The 20,350-nt window shown below is 70.0% G+C and carries 23 protein-coding genes; 13 read left to right on the top strand and 10 right to left on the bottom strand.

Annotated elements, in window-relative coordinates; genetic code table 11:
• Positions 1 to 70 precede the first annotated feature (70 nt).
• A complete protein-coding gene (locus tag ACZ5KW_RS16740) occupies positions 71 to 1,369 on the bottom strand; it encodes a helix-turn-helix transcriptional regulator (RefSeq protein ID WP_343777007.1) in 1,299 nt (432 codons plus the stop codon).
• A 166-nt stretch (positions 1,370 to 1,535) separates the two neighbouring features.
• Here ACZ5KW_RS16740 and ACZ5KW_RS16735 point away from each other — a divergent pair, with 166 nt between their 5' ends.
• Both ACZ5KW_RS16735 and ACZ5KW_RS16730 read left to right on the top strand, forming a co-directional pair.
• The gene (locus ACZ5KW_RS16735) at positions 1,536 to 2,897 is read left to right on the top strand and encodes a DUF7094 domain-containing protein (protein ID WP_343777008.1); all 1,362 of its coding nucleotides are present in this window, start codon (positions 1,536 to 1,538) and stop codon (positions 2,895 to 2,897) included.
• 79 nt (positions 2,898 to 2,976) lie between these two features.
• Positions 2,977 to 3,423, top strand: a complete 447-nt coding sequence (locus tag ACZ5KW_RS16730; RefSeq protein WP_343777381.1) for a type IV pilin domain-containing protein — start codon at positions 2,977 to 2,979, stop codon at positions 3,421 to 3,423.
• 18 nt (positions 3,424 to 3,441) lie between these two features.
• Here the strand turns inward: ACZ5KW_RS16730 and ACZ5KW_RS16725 are convergent, their stop codons facing one another.
• Positions 3,442 to 4,128, bottom strand: coding sequence for a methyltransferase domain-containing protein (locus ACZ5KW_RS16725; RefSeq protein ID WP_343777009.1), 687 nt, complete (start codon positions 4,126 to 4,128; stop codon positions 3,442 to 3,444).
• A gap of 114 nt (positions 4,129 to 4,242) precedes the next feature.
• On the opposite strand from ACZ5KW_RS16725, the gene ACZ5KW_RS16720 reads away from it, so the two are divergent.
• Positions 4,243 to 5,106 carry a DUF6663 family protein gene (locus tag ACZ5KW_RS16720; RefSeq protein ID WP_343777010.1) on the top strand — a complete coding sequence of 288 codons (864 nt, stop codon included), beginning with the start codon at positions 4,243 to 4,245 and terminating at the stop codon, positions 5,104 to 5,106.
• 66 nt (positions 5,107 to 5,172) lie between these two features.
• On the opposite strand, the gene ACZ5KW_RS16715 is transcribed toward ACZ5KW_RS16720, so the two are convergent.
• A complete protein-coding gene (locus ACZ5KW_RS16715) occupies positions 5,173 to 6,147 on the bottom strand; it encodes a C-terminal binding protein (protein ID WP_343777011.1) in 975 nt (324 codons plus the stop codon).
• 189 nt (positions 6,148 to 6,336) lie between these two features.
• On the opposite strand from ACZ5KW_RS16715, the gene ACZ5KW_RS16710 reads away from it, so the two are divergent.
• Positions 6,337 to 6,645 carry a DUF7536 family protein gene (locus tag ACZ5KW_RS16710; RefSeq protein WP_417448588.1) on the top strand — a complete coding sequence of 103 codons (309 nt, stop codon included), beginning with the start codon at positions 6,337 to 6,339 and terminating at the stop codon, positions 6,643 to 6,645.
• Positions 6,646 to 6,661: 16 nt separating this feature from the next.
• Here the strand turns inward: ACZ5KW_RS16710 and ACZ5KW_RS16705 are convergent, their stop codons facing one another.
• A complete protein-coding gene (locus tag ACZ5KW_RS16705) occupies positions 6,662 to 6,943 on the bottom strand; it encodes a MarR family transcriptional regulator (RefSeq protein WP_004598013.1) in 282 nt (93 codons plus the stop codon).
• 281 nt (positions 6,944 to 7,224) lie between these two features.
• Here ACZ5KW_RS16705 and ACZ5KW_RS16700 point away from each other — a divergent pair, with 281 nt between their 5' ends.
• The 3 genes from ACZ5KW_RS16700 to ACZ5KW_RS16690 all read left to right on the top strand — a co-directional run bounded on the left by ACZ5KW_RS16700 (position 7,225) and on the right by ACZ5KW_RS16690 (position 9,721).
• Positions 7,225 to 7,533, top strand: coding sequence for an EMC6-like membrane protein (locus tag ACZ5KW_RS16700; RefSeq protein WP_343777013.1), 309 nt, complete (start codon positions 7,225 to 7,227; stop codon positions 7,531 to 7,533).
• A 1-nt stretch (position 7,534) separates the two neighbouring features.
• Positions 7,535 to 9,355, top strand: coding sequence for a ribosome biogenesis/translation initiation ATPase RLI (locus ACZ5KW_RS16695; RefSeq protein ID WP_343777014.1), 1,821 nt, complete (start codon positions 7,535 to 7,537; stop codon positions 9,353 to 9,355).
• Between the two features lie 99 nt (positions 9,356 to 9,454).
• Positions 9,455 to 9,721, top strand: coding sequence for an HAH_0734 family protein (locus tag ACZ5KW_RS16690; protein ID WP_053771822.1), 267 nt, complete (start codon positions 9,455 to 9,457; stop codon positions 9,719 to 9,721).
• A gap of 33 nt (positions 9,722 to 9,754) precedes the next feature.
• Here the strand turns inward: ACZ5KW_RS16690 and ACZ5KW_RS16685 are convergent, their stop codons facing one another.
• The 3 genes from ACZ5KW_RS16685 to ACZ5KW_RS16675 all read right to left on the bottom strand — a co-directional run bounded on the left by ACZ5KW_RS16685 (position 9,755) and on the right by ACZ5KW_RS16675 (position 11,268).
• Positions 9,755 to 10,384 carry an L-threonylcarbamoyladenylate synthase gene (locus ACZ5KW_RS16685; RefSeq protein ID WP_343777015.1) on the bottom strand — a complete coding sequence of 210 codons (630 nt, stop codon included), beginning with the start codon at positions 10,382 to 10,384 and terminating at the stop codon, positions 9,755 to 9,757.
• A gap of 112 nt (positions 10,385 to 10,496) precedes the next feature.
• Positions 10,497 to 11,006 (bottom strand): redoxin domain-containing protein, encoded by a 510-nt coding sequence (locus ACZ5KW_RS16680; protein WP_343777017.1) that lies wholly within the window; start codon positions 11,004 to 11,006, stop codon positions 10,497 to 10,499.
• Between the two features lies 1 nt (position 11,007).
• Complete coding sequence (locus ACZ5KW_RS16675) at positions 11,008 to 11,268, bottom strand: glutaredoxin family protein (RefSeq protein WP_121595581.1); 261 nt, start codon at positions 11,266 to 11,268, stop codon at positions 11,008 to 11,010.
• Positions 11,269 to 11,418: 150 nt separating this feature from the next.
• Between ACZ5KW_RS16675 and ACZ5KW_RS16670 the strand changes: the two genes are divergently transcribed.
• On the top strand, positions 11,419 to 12,840 hold the full coding sequence (locus tag ACZ5KW_RS16670; protein WP_343777019.1) for a hemolysin family protein: 1,422 nt from the start codon (positions 11,419 to 11,421) through the stop codon (positions 12,838 to 12,840).
• A gap of 150 nt (positions 12,841 to 12,990) precedes the next feature.
• Here ACZ5KW_RS16670 and ACZ5KW_RS16665 read toward each other — a convergent pair whose 3' ends face one another.
• Positions 12,991 to 13,722 (bottom strand): DUF5781 family protein, encoded by a 732-nt coding sequence (locus tag ACZ5KW_RS16665; protein ID WP_343777020.1) that lies wholly within the window; start codon positions 13,720 to 13,722, stop codon positions 12,991 to 12,993.
• Positions 13,723 to 13,849: 127 nt separating this feature from the next.
• Here ACZ5KW_RS16665 and ACZ5KW_RS16660 point away from each other — a divergent pair, with 127 nt between their 5' ends.
• Entirely contained in the window at positions 13,850 to 14,914 is a 1,065-nt protein-coding gene (locus ACZ5KW_RS16660) for a WD40/YVTN/BNR-like repeat-containing protein (protein WP_343777021.1), read from the top strand.
• Between the two features lie 37 nt (positions 14,915 to 14,951).
• Here the strand turns inward: ACZ5KW_RS16660 and ACZ5KW_RS16655 are convergent, their stop codons facing one another.
• Complete coding sequence (locus ACZ5KW_RS16655) at positions 14,952 to 15,665, bottom strand: queuosine precursor transporter (protein ID WP_343777023.1); 714 nt, start codon at positions 15,663 to 15,665, stop codon at positions 14,952 to 14,954.
• Positions 15,658 to 15,882: a ribbon-helix-helix domain-containing protein gene (locus tag ACZ5KW_RS16650; protein ID WP_343777025.1), complete on the bottom strand. Its 225-nt coding sequence runs from the start codon at positions 15,880 to 15,882 to the stop codon at positions 15,658 to 15,660. The genes ACZ5KW_RS16655 and ACZ5KW_RS16650 overlap by 8 nt, the downstream gene beginning before the upstream one ends.
• A gap of 123 nt (positions 15,883 to 16,005) precedes the next feature.
• Here ACZ5KW_RS16650 and ACZ5KW_RS16645 point away from each other — a divergent pair, with 123 nt between their 5' ends.
• From ACZ5KW_RS16645 to ACZ5KW_RS16630, 4 genes are all read left to right on the top strand, one after another.
• Positions 16,006 to 16,587, top strand: a complete 582-nt coding sequence (locus tag ACZ5KW_RS16645; RefSeq protein ID WP_343777026.1) for a biotin transporter BioY — start codon at positions 16,006 to 16,008, stop codon at positions 16,585 to 16,587.
• Positions 16,588 to 16,591: 4 nt separating this feature from the next.
• Entirely contained in the window at positions 16,592 to 17,359 is a 768-nt protein-coding gene (locus ACZ5KW_RS16640) for an energy-coupling factor ABC transporter ATP-binding protein (protein WP_343777027.1), read from the top strand.
• On the top strand, positions 17,356 to 18,069 hold the full coding sequence (locus ACZ5KW_RS16635; RefSeq protein ID WP_343777028.1) for an energy-coupling factor transporter transmembrane component T family protein: 714 nt from the start codon (positions 17,356 to 17,358) through the stop codon (positions 18,067 to 18,069). Before ACZ5KW_RS16640 ends, ACZ5KW_RS16635 begins: the two co-directional genes overlap by 4 nt.
• Positions 18,070 to 18,168: 99 nt before the next feature.
• The gene (locus ACZ5KW_RS16630) at positions 18,169 to 20,340 is read left to right on the top strand and encodes a (Fe-S)-binding protein (protein ID WP_343777030.1); all 2,172 of its coding nucleotides are present in this window, start codon (positions 18,169 to 18,171) and stop codon (positions 20,338 to 20,340) included.
• Positions 20,341 to 20,350: the final 10 nt, after the last annotated feature.

Below are 20,350 nucleotides of genomic sequence, written 5' to 3'. Positions count from 1 at the left end.
CCGCTCGGATCCCGTCGTCGAGCCGATAGCCGTCCCGTGCGGCCCTCGCTATCGACGACGCGGTCGGGCCCTAGCGGTCGCCGCCGCCCGTTCCGTCGTCGTCGTCGCTCGCTCCGTCCTCGTCGTCGGGCAGCGAGATGAGGTTCTCGCGCCCCAGCCGGAGCTTCTCGACGCGGCCGTCGTCGGCCATCGCCGAGAGCAACTGCGACACCTTCGCGTCCGACCAGCCGGTCTCGGCGACGATGTCGGCCTGTCGCATCCGCCCGCCGTTGGTTTCGAGGAGTCGCTCGACGCGCTCTTCGTCCGAGAGCAGCGAGAGGTCCGGCCCCTCCTCGTCGCCGTCGCCCGCCTCGCCGGGGGAGTCGTCGACCACGTCGCCCTCGGTAGTTCCTCCGGCGTCGACGACGCCGCTGGGACTCCGGTCGTCGTCCGGCGCCCGCATGCCGCCGTTCGCCGCGGATTCTCCGGTGTCGTCTTCGTCGGCGTTGATGCGGCGGTATCCCACGACGCTCCCGGCGACGAGCGTCGCGGCGAGCACGATCGCGGCCATCAACAGCCCCCACGGCGGGGCCGCCACTCCCGCGGGCCCGTACACGATCGCTACAGGCTCGCCGCCGTCGAACGTCTGTGGCCCTTCGATGATCACGTCTCCGTCCGAGAGCTGCGTCACGGCGGTGCTGGGCGTTCCGGTGACCGTGTACCCCTCCGGCGTCGCCACCTCCAGCGTCTGGTCCGCTTCGAGGCTGCGCAGCCACGTCTCGTTGCCGGGCGTCGTCAGCGCGTCTCCGAGGACGAGGCTCTCGCCGTCCTGTGCGAGAAACGCCGTCCAGGTGAAGCGCAGACGGAACTCGCCGACCGCGACCGCGTCTTCCGTGGCGACGTCGAACCGACTCGGGTCCTCGTAGACCTCGAAGTCGCGCTCGACCCCTCGGATCGCCATCGACCGGTCGACGTTCCGGTTCGCCGCGCGGCGGAACCCTTCGAACATCTCGGCGTCGGGGCCGACCTCGCCGTCCTCGAACCGCTCGCCGGCGGTCTCGAACGCGGCGGTCTCGTTCTCGTCCCCCAGCGAGTACCGCACCGCGACGGACCAGTCGGCGCTCCGGTCGGGGTTCAACTCCAGTCGGATCCGCGTCGCGGACGGCGAGGTGATGGCGTCGTCCGTCTGCCGTCGGACCGCGGTCGGGCGGTCCCGGAGTGAGTCGTCAGCGCGCGGCGCGTCGGCGGCCGCCGAGACGTGGGCGGGGTTCTCGTCCGCGCCGAGGATGGAGGAGGTCGTGGCCGCGCCGTTGACCGCGCCGCCGGCGCTCGCGACGAGCGCGAGTGCGACGACCGCGATCAAGAGCGCGCGAAGGGCGGGGCTCCGCATACGTTTCCGGTCACTCGGGCACCGGGCAAAACGCTTTCCATACGCTATTTTTTGACAGGATGTCCGGCCGAACCTCCTCGTCCCGGCCGTCGGCGGCACCGCGTCGACGCCGCCGGTCGGCCGTAGTGGGTGGATTTTTTATATTGCGGGCCGAACCCGGAAAACGATGAGAGCCCTCCCGACCGCCGTGGTCGCGATCCTGCTGTTGGTGGCGCCGGTCGCCGGCGTCACCGCCCCCGTCGGCGCCCCGCAGGCAGCGGATCCGGCGCAGTCCCTGGATTCGGCGCGGTCCCTGGATTCGGCGCGGTCCGTGGAGTCGACGCCCTCGGCCGGTTCGACTCCCCCGATCGGCTTCCCGCAGTCAACCGAGCCCGCGGCGGCCGCTCCCGGACAGACGACGCCGCAGATCGACCGGGCGAACCTCATGCTTCGAACGCTCTCGGTCCCGCCGGGGGCGGAGACGCGCGTCAGCCAGTACACCCGCGGGCCGGACCTCGGGTCGTCGCTCGGGTTCGCGACCGCCGACGCCGACGCCGCGGTCGAGACCGCGTCCGTCGTGGACCGGATCGAACGCGCCGAGACGAACGTCGAGCGCCAACAGCAGATTCTGGCCGAGATCAACCGCGTCGAGCGCGCGGAGGTGGCGCTCAACGACCGGCAGACCGAGGCCTTCAGCGCGCACGCGGCCGGCGAACTCACCGACCGCCAACTGGTCGACGAGCTCGTCCGCGTGGCCGCCACCGCCCGCGAGTACGACGAGCGGCTCGACGAGATCGACGCGCTCGCCGAGGCGACCGACGACTTCAGCTCTCCCGCCCGCCTCGACGAGCTTCAGGTGGCGCTTCAGGTGTACGAGGGGCCCGTCCGCGACCGCGCGCTCGCGACCGCTCGGGGGCAGTCGCCGCCGACCGACATGTACGTCGAGTCCAGTCAGGGGGCGATCGTGCTCGCGACGGTCTCCGACGGCGAGTACGTCCGAGAGGTGTTCCGGACGGACCGCTGGGACCGCGGCGGCGGCCCCATCTCGAACGACGCGGCGATCGAAGTGACCGAGGCGGCGTACCCCGAGACGGCCGCGCTCCGCGAGCCCGACGCCTTCGGCGCCGGCGCGGTCCAGCGGATCACGATCCCGCACGAGATCGGCACCCTGCGCACCTTCGTCAGCGGCGGAACCGAGCAGGTGTTCGTCGAACACCAGCGAATGAACCTCGCCGCGTTCCCCGGCAGCGAGCCGATCACGACCGCGGGCGACGGGTTCAACGTCACCGTCGAGCGGACCTACGCCGGCGGGCCGGTGACCGTCACCGTCCTCGACGAGGAGACGGGCGACCCCGTCTCCGGCGTCACGGTCACCAAGTCGGTCGGCGACGGCGACAGCCGCGCGATCGGGACGACGAACGACGCCGGCGTCGTGCGGACGCTCTCCCCGGCCGAGACGTACCGCATCACGGTGGTCGACGAGCCCCGCGTGGTCGTCGTCGGCGGCATCGAGCCCCTCCCGACGCCGCGGCCGGTCGGCGACGAGTGACCGCCCGCGCCAGGCCGACCCTTTTACGCGAGACCGCGCCACTACCCCCGTGTCACCAACCGTTCGCCGCGCCCGAGGGATGGCGCCCGTCGCCGGCGTGCTACTGCTCGCGATCACCGTCGTTCTGGCCGGCGGCGTCGCGGCCGCCGCGCTCGACGCCCCGACCGCGACGGTGGCTCCGTCGGCGGTGCTGTCGCTGTCGGCCACCGACGACCGGATCGCGATCGAGCACCGCGGCGGGGACCCGATAGACGTGACGGCCGTGACGGTCCGCGTCAGCGTCGACGGCGAACCGCTCGACGAGCAGCCGCCGGTCCCCTTCTTCTCGGCCGCCGGCTTCCACCCCGGACCGACCGGCCCGTTCAACTCCGCGAGCGACGACACGCTGCGCGTCGGGGAGACGACGACCTTCCGCGTCGCGGACACCAACGACCCGACGCTGGAACCGGGCCGGTCCGTCACCGTCGCGATCAGCGCGCACGGACAGCCGGTCGCGACGCTGGAGACGGTCGTCGAACCGGGATGAAATCGAACGGACCCGCGCTCACTCGGCGTCGGGCGCCGAGGCGTCCGCGTCCTCGACGCGCGTACCCGACCCGCCGTTGGCGTTCGCCTCCGGCACCCGAGCGACGGTCGTGATCGCTCGCGGGCTCTGCGGGGTGGCCTGCTGGATGTGGTGTTCGAACTCCTCGTAGCCGGCCGCCTCGAACATCCGGTCGGCCTCGTCGGCGTCGTAGAACAGCATGATCGCGTCGGCCACCCGCTGGAGGATCGGGTTGCGCGGGTAGTCGGGGCCGACGACGAGCACCTGCCCGCCGGGCTTCGCCACGCGGCGGAGTTCACGGAGCCCCTCGACGGGGTTCGGCCAGTACTCGATGGAGCCGGACGACCAGACCACGTCGAAGGTGTCGTCGCGGAACGGGAGACGCTCGGCGTCGCCGCGATAGAAGTTCACGCGGTCGTGTCGCCCGAACTTCTCGAAGGCCTTCTCCATCTGATGGATGCTCTGGTCGAGGCCGTGGACGTCGTCGGCGTGTTCGAGCAGCCCCTCGGTGCCGAATCCGGTGCCGCACCCCACGTCGAGCACTTTCGGGTCGTCGCCGAACTCGAGCCACGAGAGCGCCTCCGAGCGCATCTCCTCGTTCCAGTTGAAGCTGTTAATCCGGTCGTACACCTTCGAGAGATACTTGTAGAAGAGCCGGGCGTTCGACTTGTCCTCGAGGATCCCCATTTACCGGTTCCTTGGGCCGCCCGCCCCATAACGACACGGATCCGTGGTCGGCTCCGCACCGTTCTTGCGCTCCAGTTCCGACCAGTTTTTCCGCCCGCCGCCCCACCGTCGAGTATGGACCCGACGACGAGCGGCCGGTTCCGCGTCCACGACCGCCGCAGGCGGCCGGATATCGACGACGGCCCGGACGCGACCGGTGCCGACGCCGAGGTGCCAGCCGACTCGCCTCCGACCGGTGCCGACGCGGCCGCCGCCGATCCCGAGGACCCCGAGGAGTTCGTCCTCGTCGAACTCTCCGACGAGCCGGTCGACCCGACCGCCCCGGACGCGGCGGACCGGTACGACCCCGTGTACGCAACCGCCGAGGGGTACGAGGGCGACCTCGCGGACGCCGTCGACGCGCTCCGGCCCGGCTTCGTCGTCGACGCCACGCTGGCGTGGACCGACGGCTCCGCCCGCTTCCGCGACGTCGAGGTCGTCCGCGAGACGCGGTTCCGCTTCGCCGACGAGGTCGAGGGCATGTTCGAGGCGGCCGTCGAGACCTGGGAACAGATCCGGGCCGAGGGCGAGCCGGTCGGCTCGATCACGACCCGCTCGAACGACGGCGACCCCAACGGTGCGCTGTACCTCTTCGCCGACGCGGCCGGCAGCGACACCTTCGCGGAAGTGCGCGGGGCGCGGCTTCCGGTCGAGCCGCTGGTCGCGCGAGTCAACGACTCTCGGGACGACGACGACCCGCGGGAGGTGTTCGTGTTGCGCCCCGCGGCCCACGAGTTCGTCGCCGTCTACGTCGTCTTCGACCGCGACGGCGTCCTCGCGCAGACGGTCCGGGACACCTACGGGCTCGGCCCCGGCCTCGCGGCGGGGCTCGACGCGAGCTACCCCGGTGAGGACGACGAATCGAACGACGGCGGCGGTTCGGACGACGCGGCCGATTCCGACGACCCCGACGAGTTCGACGCGCTCGATCGGCTCTGATCCCTTCGGATCCGGCCCTCTCGGCTCCACTCTCGCCGACTCCGTTCTCGCACTACCCCCGCCGTCTCACAGCCAGTCGGCGTCCGGATCGACCCGGCCGTCGGGCGTCTCGCCGTTCAGCACGGCCGCCACGTCGGCCGCGCCGCTCCGGTTCAGGTCGTCGCGGGCGTCCTCGCTGTACCACGCTGCGTGCGGCGTGACCACGGTGTCGGAGCGCCCGACGAGCGGGTCGTCTTCCGGCGGCTCCTCGGCGAGAACGTCGAGGCCGGCCGCCTTGATCTCGTCCGCCTCCAGCGCGGCGAGGAGCGCGTCGGCGTCCACGACGGGTCCTCGACTGACGTTCACGACCACCGACTCCTCGCTCAGCCGCCCCAGCGCGTCCGCGTCGACGATCCCCCGCGTCGCGTCCGTCAGCGGCGCGTAGACGCCGACGTGGTCGGCCCGGTCGAAGAGCCCCTCGAAGTCGACCTTCTCGACCCCCCGTTCGGCCATCTCGTCTGCGTCGACGAACGGGTCGTACGCGACGAGGTCGGCGCCGAACCCGGAGAGCTGTTCGGCCGCCCGCTGAGCGATCGGGCCGAACGAGCACAGCCCGATCGTCGAGGCGCTCACCCGGCGGACCGGGCGGCCCTCTTCCCAGCTCCACCCGCCGGCCGCGACCGAGTCGTCGTACGGCTTCAGCGACCGCAGACAGGCGAGGAGCAGCGTGACGGAGTGGGTCGCCACCTCGTCGGTACAGTAGTCGGGCACCCGAGTGACGGTGACGCCGCGCGCTGCGGCCGCCGCGACGTCGATGTTGTCCACGCCGACGGCCGAGCGGACCACGACGCTGAGATCGAGGGCGTCGAGCGCCGCCTCGGTGACGGGAGTGTTGATATCGGTGACGACGGCGTCGGCTCCGGCCGCCGCCTCGACGAGCCGTTCGGTCGACCCCAACTCCGCGACCTCGACGTCGACCGGTTCGCCGACCGCGTCGGCGAGGACCTCGCGGTACGTCTCCGGGTCTATCATCGGGAACGCCGACAGCACGACTTTGGGCATACGCCTCAGTTCTCGACCGTCCCACTTTACGGCTGTCACTAACGCTGTCAGGCCCTCAAACGTCCGTTTCGATCGTGAGGGATCGAGGGATCGGGCCGTCGGTGATCCGGTGGGGCGTCGGTCGCCCCGCTCGGGACCCGCGCGCCGCGTTCCGATGACTCTTTGCGGGCGCCGACCGTACGGCCTCTCGTGAGCGACGAGCGTTCGAAACCGCCGATGTTGGTTCTGCTGGAGTCGCTGTCCTTCTACCGCAACGTTCGGATCGGGGTGGTGGCCGGCGGACTGCTCGCGGTCCTGTTGTACCTCGTCCGCACCTTCGAGCTGCTCGGCCCGCTGATCGACGTACGGGACTACCCGCTGTTCGGGCCCGATGTCTGGTTCCTCCTCTTGGCGTTCGTGTTGGCGGCGACGTCGGCGCTGTCCGTCGCGGTCGTCCTCACGATCGCGACGGCGGTCCGCGGTGCGCGCGAGAACGGGACAGAGCGGCCGGGGCAGTAAAATCGCGGACGAAGCGTCAGTCGGCGGTACAGGAGGCTTCGCTCTCGTCGGCGGTGAACTCCTGTGCCGGCTCCGTGAGTTTGTAGAGGTTCTGTCGCGCGTCCGCGAAGTAGACGTCCTCGTCGACGACGCCGATACCCTCGAGCCGTTCGAGGGCGTACCGGACGGTTCGAGCCGAGAGCATCGACTCTTGGACGATCCCCTTCTGGGTCAGCGGTCCGTTGTACTCGAGCACCTTGAAGACGAGTTTGGCGCTCGGTGGGAGGTCGTCGAGGCCCTCCGTTTGAGTTCCTTCCATCGTTACGATTCGAAACCGTACACGCTCATAAATGTTGATGCAGCATCCCCGCTCAGACGCCGTTTAGCGGGTGTTTTTTCCGCATCTCGCGACGAATACCAGTGATATATGCCTGTTTCGCCCCGCTGGACTGACTAGTCAGTCAGCGATTTCGCTCGCGCGCGCTCCGCCTCGCGAGGGGCGCGCCGGAGGCACGGGGTTCACCGCCTGCCGAAGCCGGCGCGCCCGCGGTCGACGCCGGGAACGAACGGCTTTTTACGGGCGCTCGCGGATCGGAAGGCATGAGCGACGACTCGGGCCTCTCCGACCACGCCCGCGGCGTGGTCGTCACGACCATCTGCTGTCTCGCCGGTATCGCCGCCGGTATCGTTTCGGCGGTCTACGTCGGCACCGAGCCGGCCGCCGCCGCGAGCACCACCGCGGTGTTCGTGTTGGGGGCGTTCGTCATCGTCCAGTACCCGGTGTACAAAGTCGTCGGCGTCGGCGACTTCGGCGTCAAAGACAACCTCTACGTGGCGTTTCTCACGTTTACTCTCTGGTTCATCAGCTACACCGTCCTCCTGACGTCCGCCGTCGACCTGGGGGTCTGAGATGGCCGACGACAGTATCGCGGTCGTCGACCTCGACCGGTGCCAGCCCGACCGCTGTAACTACGAGTGTATGAAAGACTGCCCGCCGAACCGCACGGGCAAGGAGTGTATCACCGAGCGCGGCGAGGACGCGACGGAGGGCGACCCGGACCAGATCCACATCTCCGAGGAGATCTGTCTCGGCGAGACCTGCGGCATCTGCGTCAACTCGTGTCCGTTCGACGCGATCGAGATCATCAACCTCCCCTCGGAACTCGACGAGGAGCCGGTCCACCGCTACGGCGACAACGCGTTCTCGCTGTACGGGCTCCCGACGCCGGAGCCGGGCAGCGTCACCGGCATCCTCGGGCCGAACGGCATCGGGAAGTCGACCGCCGTCCACGGGCTCGCCGGCGAGATGGTCCCGAACCTCGGCGACTACTCCGCCGACGGCGACTGGGACAGCGTCCTCGACCGCTTCCGGGGTACCGGGCTCCAGAACTACCTCGAATCGCTGAAGGCGGGCGACGTGACCGTCGCGCGGAAGCCGCAGTACGTCGACCAGATCCCGAACCAGTTCGACGGCAACACCCGCGAACTGCTGGAGCGCACCGACGAACGCGGCGCGCTCGACGACCTCGTCGACCGCCTCAACATCCGCCCGGTGATGGACCAAGACATCGACTCCATCTCCGGCGGCGAGCTCCAGCGGGTCGCCATCGCGGCCTGTCTCGCTCGCGACGCCGACTTCTACTTCCTCGACGAGATCACGCCGTACCTCGACATCGGCCAGCGGATGATCGTCGCCCGACTCGTTCGGGAGCTCGCGGACGACGACACGGCCGACCGGTCGATGCTCGTCGTGGAACACGACCTCGCCATTCTGGACCTGCTCGCGGACACCCTCCACGTCGCGTACGGTGAGCCGGGCGCGTACGGCGTCATCACCGACCCGAAGTCGGTCCGCAACGGAATCAACGAGTACCTCAAGGGGTACCTGAACAACGAGAACATGCGGATCCGACCCTCTGCGATCACCTTCGAGGAACACGCGCCGCGGGTCGCCTCGCGGAGCGAGACCCTGATCGAGTACCCCGACCTGCGCAAGTCGTACGGCGACGGCGAGTTCGAGCTCCGCGTGGAGGGCGGCGAGATCAACCGCTCCGAGGTGCTCGGCGTCGTCGGTCCGAACGGGATCGGGAAGTCCACGCTCGCACAGCTGTTCACCGGCGACCTGACGCCCGACGAGGGCGAGCTCGACTTCGCGCTCGACATCTCCTACAAGCCGCAGTACATCGACATCGACCAGCACATGCGGGTCGACGCCTTCCTCTCGTCTATCACCGACGAGTTCGGCTCCTCCTACTGGAACACGGAGATCGCACAGCCGCTCCAGCTCGACCGCGTGATGGAGCAGAACCTCTCGGACCTCTCCGGCGGCGAGCGCCAGCGCGTCGCCATCGCGGCCTGCCTCTCCGACGACGCCGACCTCTACCTGCTCGACGAGCCCTCCGCGCACCTCGACGTGGAGCAGCGCGTGCGGGCGACGACCGCGATCCGCCGCTACGCCGAGAACCACGACGCGACGGTGATGGTGATCGACCACGACATCTACATGATCGACCTGCTGGCCGACCGCCTGATGGTGTTCGACGGCGAGCCGGCCGAGCGCGGGCGCGCCGCGCCGCCCCAGGACATGCGCGACGGCATGAACGAGTTCCTCGCCGACCTCGAGATCACCTTCCGGCGCGACGAGCGCACGGGGCGCCCCCGGATCAACAAGCCGGGATCACAGCTCGACAGCAAACAGAAGCGGGACGGCGAGTACTACTACTCCGGCTAAGTCGGCCTCCCGGTTACCGCCTCGCTCGCCGCGGCGAAACGGCCGTCACCGATCGGCGGTATCGAAGCGATTAAGCCCGGAACACGCGAACCCCGGCACATGCACCACCTCATCATCCGCGGCGATCCCGACATCCGGAAGGACGCGGTGATCGAGCACGACGGCGAGGAGCTGGTCTGTTTCGGCATCAACGTTCAGGGCGGCTGGCACGGTCCGGACGAGCCGCAGCTCTGGTGTACCGTCGGCACCGAAGACGAGCGCGAGGCCTACGACAAACGCGAGTACGTCCCCCACTGGCTCGACGTCGAGACGGTCGACGCCGAGGACCTCGACGTGATCAAAGCGAAGGGCGACCTCTCCGTCTAAAACCCTCAAACGAGCGCTTTTCGCCGGCTCTCTTCACTCCTCTACCGGCGGGTCCGCCAGCCACGCCTCGATGGCGCCGGCCATCGCGCCGCGCCGGTGGATCGCTCCCGCCTCGGGGTCGACGACGGTGCTCTCGGTGCCGGGCGCCTCCCCGTCGTCGATCACCGCGGCGACGCCGTCGCGGATCCGGTCGTCGAGCTGGTCCGGATGCGTGACGCTGCCCGTCCCGGAGACGTTGGCGCTCGTCGCGGTGAGCGGCCCAGTTTCGTCCAGCAGCGCCCGCGCGAGGTCGTGGTCCGGCACGCGGATTCCGACGCGGTCGCGACCGGCCGTGAGGGCGTCCGGCACCCGGTCGCCCCGCTCGACGACGACCGTCACGGGCCCGGGGAGGAACGCCCGGGCGAACGCGACCGCGCGCTCGGTCGGCCGGGTGTAGCGGAGGGCGTCGTCGACGCTCGCGACGCCGAGCGAGAGGGGGTTCGACCGGTCGCGGCCCTTCAGTTCGAAGACGCGCCCGACGGCGTCGGCGTCGAGCGCGTCGGCGCCCAGCCCGTACACCGTCTCGGTCGGGTAGACGACGAGGTCGCCGCGCCGCACGGCGGCGACGGCCGCGCGCAGCTCGTCGGATCGGTCTCTTCGGTCGTCGCTCGTGTCGGCGGTCACGCGCGTTCGTTCGGCTCCGAGTTGAAAAAGGGTGACGCGTCGGTCGGTCAGGTGCGCGACCGAGCCAGTCCGAGAGTGGTCGCGGTGTCGGTCGACGGGGCCGGCGGCCGCGTCAGTCGAGCAGATCCGCGACCGCGTCGTCGATCGCCTCGGCGTCCGGGAACTCGGGGTGTTCGCTCGCGACCCACGCGTACTCGACGGTCAGGTCGGCGTCGAGGAGGAACACGGCCGGCCGGCTCTCCGTGATTCCGCTCATGCCGTCGATGTCGTGTGCGAGGCCGTACTCCTCGATGACGCCCGCGCCGGGGTCCGAGAAGACCCGGACGCCGTCGCCGCGGTCGGCGAGGAGACGCTTGTGGGCGTACGGGGTCGAGATGGAGACGCCGAGCACGTCGACGTCGTCGCTCCAGCCGTGGTCGTCGACCGTGTTGTAGAGGTACGTCCCCTGGAACGCGCCGTCCATCGGGTGGAAGAGCAGGAGCGTCGGCCCGTCGACGGCGTCGTTGAGCGAGCGGTCCTCCCAGTACTCGTCGTTCACGAGCGGCCGGGTGAAGTCCGGCGCCGTGTCGCCCTCGGCGACGTGGTCGGTCTCTGGCAGGGAGACGACGTCGAAGTCGACCATCTCAGGCACCTCCCTCGCCGTACGTCCCCTTCAGGTACTCGACGATGTTCGCGCTCTCGGACATCGTGACGCCGGTCTCGCGGTCGACGATGGCCGGCACGCTCCGCGCGCCGGAGACGCGCTTAACGACGTTGCGCTCGGAGTGCATCGGTTCGACGTATCGGGAGCGGTACTCCACGTCCAGTTCGTTCAGCGTCCGGACGACGCGCTCGCAGAACGGACACGCCTGAAGCCGGTACAGGGTGATCTGTGGCTCGCTCATGTCCCGCGATTCGCCCGCGAGACGGGTAATCGTGTCGGCAGCGGCACCCGCGGACGCGGCGTCGACGAGCGCGTCCCCCCGAGAAACGGGGTCCGTCGAGTGTAGTCGAAGGGAACGCTTTAATCGCGGGCCGACGGATGACAAACGAATATGGGCTTGTCGTCTATCGGGCCGGTCGTCGACGTCCTCCAGATACCGCTGCCGGGTGACCAAGTCACGACTATCCTCGGCGTCGCGGCCATCCTCGTGCTGGTCGGGCTCTCGGCGTTCTTCTCCTCGTCGGAGATCGCGATGTTCTCGCTGCCGCAACACCGCATCGACAGCCTCGTCGACGAGGGGGTGACGGGCGCGGAGACGATCAGCAACATGAAACAGAATCCCCACCGGCTACTGGTGACGATCTTGGTGGGGAACAACATCGTCAACGTGGCGATGACCTCGATCGCGACCGCGCTGTTCGGCATCTACCTCTCCCGGGGGGAGTCGGTGCTGGCGACGACGTTCGGGATCACGACGCTCGTGTTGATCTTCGGCGAGAGCGCGCCCAAGTCGTACGCCGTCGAGAACACCGAGTCGTGGGCGCTGCGGATCGCTCGCCCCCTGAAGCTCTCCGAGTACGCGCTGTACCCGCTCGTCGTCCTCTTCGATTACATCGTCAAGGGCGTCAACGCCGTCATCGGCGGCTCGGCGGCCATCGAGTCGACGTACGTCACGCGCGACGAGATCCAGGACATCATCGAGACGGGCGAACGCGAGGGCGTCATCGAGGAGGAGGAACGGGAGATGCTCGACCGCATCTTCCGGTTCAACAACACCATCGCCAAGGAGGTGATGACGCCGCGACTCGACGTCACCGCGGTCGCGAAAGAGGACAGCGTCGAGGAGGCGATCGAGACGTGTATTCAGGCCGATCACGAGCGCGTCCCCGTCTACGAGGGGAACCTCGACAACATCATCGGCGTGGTGACGGTGCGCGACCTCGTCCGCGAACTGCGCTACTCCGAGGGGACGCCCTCCTTAGAGCGCGTGGTCAAGCCCACCCTCCACGTCCCCGAGTCGAAGAACGCCGACGAACTGCTCGCGGAGATGCAGGACAACCGCCTCCAGATGGTGACGGTCATCGACGAGTTCGGGACCACCGAGGGGATCATCACTCTCGAGGACATGGTCGAGGAGATCGTCGGCGAGATCTTAGAGGGCGACGAGGAGGCCCCGGTGGAGTTCCTCGAAGACAACGTCGCCGTCGTTCAAGGCGAGGTGAACATCGACGAGGTCAACGAGATCCTCGGGATCGACCTCCCCGAGGGCGAGGAGTTCGAGACCCTCGCCGGCTTCGTGTTCAACCGCGCCGGGCGCCTCGTCGAGGAGGGAGAAGAGATCGAGTTCGACGGGATCCGGATCCGCATCGAACGCGTCGACAACACCCGGATCATGTCCGCACGGGTGACCGTCCTCGACGGAACCGAGGCGGCGGACTCGGGCGCGTCGACCGAGTCGACCGAGCCGGTCGACGAGAGCGGCGTCACGGAGTCGGACGCGGAACGCGATCCCGCACAGAGCGACGCGGAGTAGCACGCGGTCCGCGATCCGGCGGGGAACCCCCGCCGGACCGGCGCGAACGATGCCTTCCTGCTGCTCAGCGAAACCCGATTCTCGGCGTCGAAAACGGCTCTCCAGCTCGGAAGACCGCGCTTCGGCGACCTGATCGGCGACGGTCGCGGGTCACACCGCGTACGCGCGAGCGGCCGCGACGAGCGCCTTCCGGTAGTCGCTCTCCGACGGGTCGTGAGCCAGATCGAGGAACCGGTCTTTGAACCCGTCGACGTCGACGGCGTCGGTGTCGCTGCCGGCGGCGCGAGCGAGGTCGTAGATGCGGTGGTCGGGCCCCGCGATGTCGTGTCGCTCGACCAGCGCCAACGCGAACGCGGCGTTCACCGCCGTTATCTCCGGATCCGCCCCCGCCGTCACCGGCGGCGAGCCGGTCCGTGACACGTCGGGCCGGTCCGCGACCGCGGTCGCCAGCGTCGACTCGAGGAAGCCGAGGAGCTTGTCCGCGGGCGCCACCGAGAGGGTGATGTCGTCGGCGTAGATGTCTTTCATGTGGTTCGCGATCTGGTAACAGTGCGCGAGCTTCCGGCGCTCGACCTTCTCCCCGGAGAGCCCCAGATACAGCGCCTCCTCCGTCGACTGGAGGTGCGAGGGGTGGCCCTCCTCGTAACGAGCCATGTGGGCGAGCTCGTGGATCGCCAGCTCGCGCGCCATCGCGCTCGTGGCGGCTCGCCGGGAGACGTTCAGCACGTGGTGGTCGTCGTAGTGGCCGGCCCAGGTCCGTTCGTCGGGGTCCTCGCGGACCACGACGCGGACCGGCGCCTCGACGGAGCGCTCCGTCTCGAAGAGGTCCGCGGCGCCGAGAAACGGGTCGGGGGGAACGTCCCCCTGAACGCGAAGATCCATGCGTACAGTTCACACGGGTGGCGCCGGTAAGTCTCTTGCGCTCGTGGAACCCGCCCCTCGACGCGTCGACGCCTCGGCCGCCTCGGACCGGCGTACGCTTTTGAGCCTCCCCGCCGAAATCCGATTCATGCGCGTCTACGCGGCCTACGCGGACGGGCTCCGGATTGTCGACCCCGACACTGGGTCGGTCGAGACGCGGCTGTCCGGCCAGCGGATCGAGTGCCTCTCCGTCACGAATCCCGACTCGGACGCGAGCGGAGCGACGCGGGGCGTCAGTTCCGCGCGCGACGACGCCCACCCGCCGCGCGTCCTCGCGGGGACGTTCGACGCCGGGCTGTTCCGCTCCGTCGACGGCGGCCAGCGGTTCGCCCGCGCGGCCGCCGCGACGCTCGGCCCCGATGGGTCCGGCTCCGACGCGGTGACCGCGGTCGCGACGAGTCCGCACGACCCCGCGGTCGTCTGGGTCGGCACGGAGCCCTCGCGAGCGTACCGCTCCGCGGACGGCGGCGAGACGGTCACTCGCGTCGGCGGGCTGACCGACGTCCCCTCCGCCGCCGAGTGGTCGTTCCCGCCGCGGCCCGACACCCACCACGTGCGGTGGATCGAGCCCTGCCCGAGCGACCCGGAGCGATGGCTCCTCGGGATCGAGGCCGGCGCGCTGGTCGTGACCTCTGACGGCGGCGAGACGTGGACCGACCGCCCGCCGGGGTCGCGGCGCGACACCCACGCGATGGCCGCCCACTCGGCGGCGCCCGACCGCGTCTACGCCGCGGCCGGCGACGGCTTCGCCGAGAGCGACGACCGCGGCGACTCGTGGCGGGTCCGCGACGCGGGACTCGACCACGGCTACGTCTGGGGGCTCGCGGTCGACCCCGGCGACCCCGACACCGCCTTGGTCAGCGCGGCCGAGAGCGCGACGGCGGCCCACCGCCGCGGCGAGGCGTACCTGTACCGCTACCGGCGAGACGAGGCGTCCTCGACCGACGCCGAGGCGTTCGAGCGCCTCGACGGCCGAGGGATGCCGACGGGAGAGGGCACGTATCGGGCGGTCCTGGCGCCCGGCACGGCCCCCGGAGAACTCTGGGCGCTCTCGAACCGCGGGCTCTTCGTCACGCGCGACGGCGGCGACGCCTTCGAGCGGGTCCCGGTCGACCTGCCCGACGAGCCGGCGCGGGCGCTGGCGGTCGCTTGAGTGAAACTGAACGAGACGCCAGCCGCGGCCGGTCCGGTCAGTTCCGGACCGCGCCGACGATCAGGTAGACGACCGGCGTGTCGAGCACGGCGATCGCGAGCTTGAGGAGGTACTGACCGAGCGCGAGCGCGAGCAGGATCGACGGGTTGAGCGGGTCCCCGCCGAGCAGGAGCGGCGCGGCGTAGAAGGCGACGCCGACGAAGATCGCGGTGTCGAGCGCCTGGCTCGTCGCCGTCGACGCGATGTTGCGGAGCCACAGCAGCCGTTCGCCGGTGCGGTCGCGGATCGCGTGGAAGACGAACACGTCCCAGTTCTGGCTGACGACGTACGCCAGCAGGCTCCCGGCGACGACGTTCGTCGCGGGGCCGAGCGCGGTCTGGAAGGCGGCCGACACCTCGGGGTCGATTCCCGGCGCCGCGAGCGTCGACCACACCAGTCCCAACACGAGGAAGTTCGCGAGGAACGCGACGTTGACGACCACCTGCGTCGCTCGGCGGCCGTACAGCTCGGCGTAGCAGTCCGACGCGAGGAACGTCAGCGCGTACGCGAGCGCGGCTCCCGGCAGCGTGATCTCCGGACCGACGACCGGCAGCGCGAACGGGAGGGGTAAAGCGAGGACCTTCGCGGCGGTGAGCTGTGCGGTGGCGAGCGCGACGGTGAACAGCGTGATCAGTCCGACCGCGGCCACCGCCGAGCGATCGAGCGGATCGGTTCGGAACGGGTCGTCGTCAGTCGCGGTCCGGCTACTCATCCGCGCCCTCCGCGTCGTCGACCGGCCGGCCGCCGTCCGTCTCGCCGTCGCCGCCGAGGCGGTCGTGGCGGGCGTCGATCTCGTCGAGCAGATCAAGGTTCTTCCGTATCGACGCGCGGACCGCGTCGCTGCGGTTCACGAACTTCCCGTCGTCCCCGACGTGTTCGTCGAGGTCCGCCAGCAGTTCCGCGGGGATCTCGACGCTTATCTTCGGCATACTCGCGTCGTCGGCGACCGCCGGGTATGAACGTTATTATCTGTGGGTTCTTCGAGGAGTATCGACATCTCCCACCCTGTCGTAAACCACTACGTTCAAGTGGGTTTACGAGTCCGTTCACCCATGGCAACGAACACGGAGTCCGTTGACCTCGTCGGCGACGAGGCGGCGGCGAACCTCGCGCGCGCAGCGCTGTTCGCGGCGCTCGTCGGGGCGTTCGCGTACGTCACGTTCCCGAACCCGGTCTCGCCCGTGGACGTGACCCTCCAGGTGCTCGGCGTCTTCCTCGCGGGGATATTCCTCGGTCCGGTGTGGGGTGGCGCGTCGCTGGTCCTCTACCTCGCGGCCGGGGCGCTCGGCGCGCCCGTCTTCGAGGGCGGGTCGGCCGGCGTCGGACAGCTCGTCGGACAGTCGGCCGGCTACCTCTGGTCGTACCCGCTCGCCGCGGCGGCCGTGGGTGCGGTCGTCCACCGCGGGGCGACGCTCCGTGACCTCGACGCCGTCGGGCTGCCGGCGCTCGTCGGCGCGATGGTCCTCGGGACCGTTCTCATCTACGGCTTCGGCGTCGCCGGCCTCGCGCTCGTGTTGTCGCTCGGCCCGGTCGAGGCGATCACCGTCGGCGCCGTCGCGTTCCTCCCGGCCGAGGCCCTGAAGATCGCCGCCGCGGTCGGGGTCGTCAGATCCGACGCGATCGCGGCCGCCTGACTCAGTGATCGAACTCGACGGCGTGACGTGTCGGTACGGCCGAGCCGGCGACGGCGTCGACGCCGCCGATGGCGCTACTGGCACCGTCGCCGTCGACAACGTCTGCCTCTCGGTCCCCGACGGCGAGTTCCTCGTCGTCGCGGGCGCGAACGGCTCGGGAAAGACCACGCTCGTGCGGACGTTCAACGGGCTCGTCGAGCCGGACGCCGGGACCGTGTCCGTGAACGGGACCCCGGTCGACGCGGACCTCGTCGCCGCGCGCTCGGCGGTCGGGATGGTGTTTCAGGACCCCCGCGACCAGCTGGTCGCCGCCACCGTCGGCGCCGACATCGCGTTCGGCCCCGAGAACCTCGGGCTCTCCCACGACGAGATCGACCGCCGGGTCGCCGACGCGCTCGCCGCGGTGAACATGGCGGACCGGGAGCGCGAACGGATCGACGCCCTGTCCGGGGGCGAGCGCGAGCGCGTCGCGATCGCGGGCGCGCTCGCGATGGAACCCGACCACCTCGTGCTGGACGAGCCGTTCACCGGTCTCGACGAGCCAGCCCGGCGGTCGGTCGTGGAGCGGCTCCGCGCGCTCCGCCGCGTGGGGACGAGCGTGATCGTCGTCACCCACGACCTCCGCGACGTCGCCGCGCTCGCCGACCGGATCGTCGGGCTGGCCGACGGGCGAATCGCGGTCGACGCGCCCCCGGAAGACGCGGTCGAATCGCTGCCCGGACTGGACGTGCGGGTCCCCGGGGGCGGCGGGCTTGGAGACCCGCCCGCATGACGCTCTCGTTCGTCCCCGGCGGCTCGTTCGCCCACCGGCTCGACCCGCGGTCGAAACTGCTCGTTCAGGTCGCGTTCGCGGCGGCCGCGTACGCGTACACGACGCCGAGCGGGCTCGCGGCGCTCACGCTCGTCGCCCTCGGCTGCCTGCTCGCCGCCGACGGCGGACCGCAGGACCTGTGGAGCTACCGCGTCGCGTTTCCCGTGCTCCTCTTTGCTCCCCTTGTCGCAGGCGCGACGCTCGGCGCGCCGTGGTTTCGGGTCGAGCGCGCCGCCGCGACGGGGCTGGCGAGCTACCGCGTCCTCCTGCTGCTCGTCGTCGCCGCCGCGTACGTGCGGTCGACCCCGGTCCGCGAGTCGCGCGCGGCGCTCCAGCGGACGATTCCCGGGCGGCCGGGCGTCTTCCTCGGCGTCGGCGTCGCGCTCGTCTTCCGGTTCCTCCCCCTGTTGAAACGGGACCTCGTCGCGACGCGCGAAGCGGTCCGGGCCCGCCTCGGCGCCGAACGCTCCCGCCGCGAGCGGATGCGGCTCGTCGCGGTCGGCGGGCTCTCGCGGGCGCTCTCCCGGGCGGACCGGCTCGGGACGGCGCTCGTCGCCCGGTGTTTCGCGTGGAACCCGACGCTCCCGCGGTTGACGTTCCGCCGCGTCGACGTCCCGGCGCTGGGACTCGCGGGCGCTCTGCTCGCGGCCGCGGTCCTCCGGGTCCTGTGAGGCGGTCCGTCGCCGTCGGGTCCCGAAACCGGGTGAACACCGAACGACGAACTCCTCGTTGTGGCAAGTTTTAACCGGAGCCTAACCCGGTGATCGATCATGACTCCCCTACAGGCGGCCACCCGCGAGACGTTCTGGACGATCGGCCCGGTGGGGAAGGCCGCGTTCTACTGGCTCGCTGCGGTCGCGATTCTGGTGTTCCTGTACGGCGTGTACGCGCGCTTCGCCGCGTACGCGCGCGGCAGCGCCGACCCGCGGGACCGACTCTCCGACCTCCCGAAGCGGGTCGTCACGGCGACGAAGACCGTCCTCGCGAACGAGAACCAGTTCGACGGCGACGTGTACACGGGCGTGATGCACACGTTCGTCCTCTGGGGGTTCCTCACCCTGCTCGTCGCGACGACGATCCTCGGGTTCGACATCGACGTCTACCGCCCCATCGCCGGCGAGTCGTTCTGGGTCGGCGACTTCTACCTGGCCTACCAGTTCGTCGTCGACGCGTTCGGCCTGCTGTTCGTCGTCGGCGTCGGCATGGCGATGGCCCGCCGCTACCGCGCCCGCGAGGGCCGGCTGTGGGGGAAACACACCTCCTTCGAGGACGACGCGTTCGTCTGGACGCTCTTCGCACTCGGCGTCGGCGGCTTCGTCGTCCAGGCGCTCGGGATCGTCGGACAGCCCGCCCGGGCCGACGAGACGGTGAGCTTCATCGGGATGGCGATGGCCACCGGGATGGAGGCCGCGGGGCTCACGCCGGGCGGCGCCGCGGCCATCTACGGCGTCGTCTGGTGGAGCCACTCGCTGCTGGCGTTCGCGTTCATCGCGTGGATCCCGTACGCGAAGCCGTTCCACATGATCTCCTCGTTCGCCAACGTCGTCGCCCGCGACGAGCAGGCCGGCGCGCGGCTCCCGAACGTCCCCGCGGACCTCGATCACACGAACGCCGAGTCGCTCGACGACTTCACGTGGAAGGAACTGATGGACGGCGACGCCTGTACGAAGTGCGGGCGGTGTACCGACGCCTGCCCCGCAGACACCGTCGGTCGGAACCTCGACCCGCGGAACGTCATCCTGGACCTGAAGGCGTACCGCGAGTCCGTCAGCGACGATCCGGTGGCGGGCAGCGGGGGCGGGCCGGTGGCGACGGACGGCGGGACCGCCGCTAGCGACGGCGGTACAGTCCCCATCGTCGCCGACGAGGGCGGCGTGATCGACGCGGAGTCCATGGAGTCGTGCATGTCCTGTATGGCGTGTATGGACGCCTGCCCCGTCGACATCGAGCACCTCACCTCATTCACCAAGATGAACCGTCAGCTCGTCGACGAGGGGGCGGTCGACTCGAACCTCCAAGGCGTGTTCCAGGACGTGATGGGTAAGGGGAACACCTTCGGCGAGTCGCAGTCGGCACGGGGCGACTGGGCCGACGACCTCGACGACGTGGACGTTCCCGACGCCCGCGAGGAGTCGGTCGAGTACCTCTGGTACGTCGGCGACTACCCCAGCTTCGACGACCGGAATAAGAAGGTCGCCCGCGCGCTCGCCCGCCTGTTCGACGAGGCCGACGTGTCGTTCGGTATCCTCTTCGACGACGAGAAGACCGACGGCAACGACATCCGCCGGATCGGCGAGGAGTTCCTCTACCTCGAACTCGCCGGGCACCACGTCGAGACGTTCGCGGACTGCGAGTTCGAGCAGATCGTCTGTACCGACCCCCACTCGTACAACACCATCAAAAACGAGTACCCCGAGGTCGACTTCGCGGAGTTCGCGGACGACCCGATGATGCCGTTCGACCGCGAGGACCCGTGGAACCCGGACGGCGAGGTCGACGTGTCCCACTGGACGCAGGTCGTCGAGGAGCTCGTCGACGCCGGCCGGCTCGACCTGTCCGGCGACGAGCTCGACTACACCGTCACCTACCACGACCCCTGTCACCTCGGTCGGTACAACGACGAGTACGAGGCCCCCCGCCAGCTGATCGAAGCGACGGGCGCGGAGCTTTACGAGATGCCGCGCTCGCGCGACGACTCGTTCTGCTGTGGCGGGGGCGGGGGCGGTCTCTGGACCGAACACGAGGAGGAAGTCAAGCCGAGCGAGGAGCGGCTCCGCGAGGCGGTCGAGGACACCGACGCCGGCGCCGCGATAGAGAAGTTCGTCGTCGCCTGCCCGATGTGTACGACGATGTTCGAGGACGGCCGCAAGACCGGCGACTTCGAGGACGACGTGGAAATCGTCGACGTGGCGGAGCTGCTGATCGAAGCGGTGGAGGCGTAGGTCGGACGCC

It is taken from the genome of Halorubrum ejinorense (assembly GCF_055389685.1).
This window is presented reverse-complemented; position numbering and strand designations above follow the sequence as displayed.

What these genes read in the sequence shown, in the direction of transcription:
- ACZ5KW_RS16740 (WP_343777007.1), bottom strand. Translation starts at nt 1,369, where the DNA reads ATGCGGAGCCCCGCCCTTCGCGCGCTCTTGATCGCGGTCGTCGCACTC.
- ACZ5KW_RS16735 (WP_343777008.1), top strand. Translation starts at nt 1,536, where the DNA reads ATGAGAGCCCTCCCGACCGCCGTGGTCGCGATCCTGCTGTTGGTGGCG.
- ACZ5KW_RS16730 (WP_343777381.1), top strand. Translation starts at nt 2,977, where the DNA reads ATGGCGCCCGTCGCCGGCGTGCTACTGCTCGCGATCACCGTCGTTCTG.
- ACZ5KW_RS16725 (WP_343777009.1), bottom strand. Translation starts at nt 4,128, where the DNA reads ATGGGGATCCTCGAGGACAAGTCGAACGCCCGGCTCTTCTACAAGTAT.
- ACZ5KW_RS16720 (WP_343777010.1), top strand. Translation starts at nt 4,243, where the DNA reads ATGGACCCGACGACGAGCGGCCGGTTCCGCGTCCACGACCGCCGCAGG.
- ACZ5KW_RS16715 (WP_343777011.1), bottom strand. Translation starts at nt 6,147, where the DNA reads ATGCCCAAAGTCGTGCTGTCGGCGTTCCCGATGATAGACCCGGAGACG.
- ACZ5KW_RS16705 (WP_004598013.1), bottom strand. Translation starts at nt 6,943, where the DNA reads ATGGAAGGAACTCAAACGGAGGGCCTCGACGACCTCCCACCGAGCGCC.
- ACZ5KW_RS16700 (WP_343777013.1), top strand. Translation starts at nt 7,225, where the DNA reads ATGAGCGACGACTCGGGCCTCTCCGACCACGCCCGCGGCGTGGTCGTC.
- ACZ5KW_RS16695 (WP_343777014.1), top strand. Translation starts at nt 7,535, where the DNA reads ATGGCCGACGACAGTATCGCGGTCGTCGACCTCGACCGGTGCCAGCCC.
- ACZ5KW_RS16690 (WP_053771822.1), top strand. Translation starts at nt 9,455, where the DNA reads ATGCACCACCTCATCATCCGCGGCGATCCCGACATCCGGAAGGACGCG.
- ACZ5KW_RS16680 (WP_343777017.1), bottom strand. Translation starts at nt 11,006, where the DNA reads ATGGTCGACTTCGACGTCGTCTCCCTGCCAGAGACCGACCACGTCGCC.
- ACZ5KW_RS16675 (WP_121595581.1), bottom strand. Translation starts at nt 11,268, where the DNA reads ATGAGCGAGCCACAGATCACCCTGTACCGGCTTCAGGCGTGTCCGTTC.
- ACZ5KW_RS16670 (WP_343777019.1), top strand. Translation starts at nt 11,419, where the DNA reads ATGGGCTTGTCGTCTATCGGGCCGGTCGTCGACGTCCTCCAGATACCG.
- ACZ5KW_RS16665 (WP_343777020.1), bottom strand. Translation starts at nt 13,722, where the DNA reads ATGGATCTTCGCGTTCAGGGGGACGTTCCCCCCGACCCGTTTCTCGGC.
- ACZ5KW_RS16660 (WP_343777021.1), top strand. Translation starts at nt 13,850, where the DNA reads ATGCGCGTCTACGCGGCCTACGCGGACGGGCTCCGGATTGTCGACCCC.
- ACZ5KW_RS16655 (WP_343777023.1), bottom strand. Translation starts at nt 15,665, where the DNA reads ATGAGTAGCCGGACCGCGACTGACGACGACCCGTTCCGAACCGATCCG.
- ACZ5KW_RS16650 (WP_343777025.1), bottom strand. Translation starts at nt 15,882, where the DNA reads ATGCCGAAGATAAGCGTCGAGATCCCCGCGGAACTGCTGGCGGACCTC.
- ACZ5KW_RS16645 (WP_343777026.1), top strand. Translation starts at nt 16,006, where the DNA reads ATGGCAACGAACACGGAGTCCGTTGACCTCGTCGGCGACGAGGCGGCG.
- ACZ5KW_RS16635 (WP_343777028.1), top strand. Translation starts at nt 17,356, where the DNA reads ATGACGCTCTCGTTCGTCCCCGGCGGCTCGTTCGCCCACCGGCTCGAC.
- ACZ5KW_RS16630 (WP_343777030.1), top strand. Translation starts at nt 18,169, where the DNA reads ATGACTCCCCTACAGGCGGCCACCCGCGAGACGTTCTGGACGATCGGC.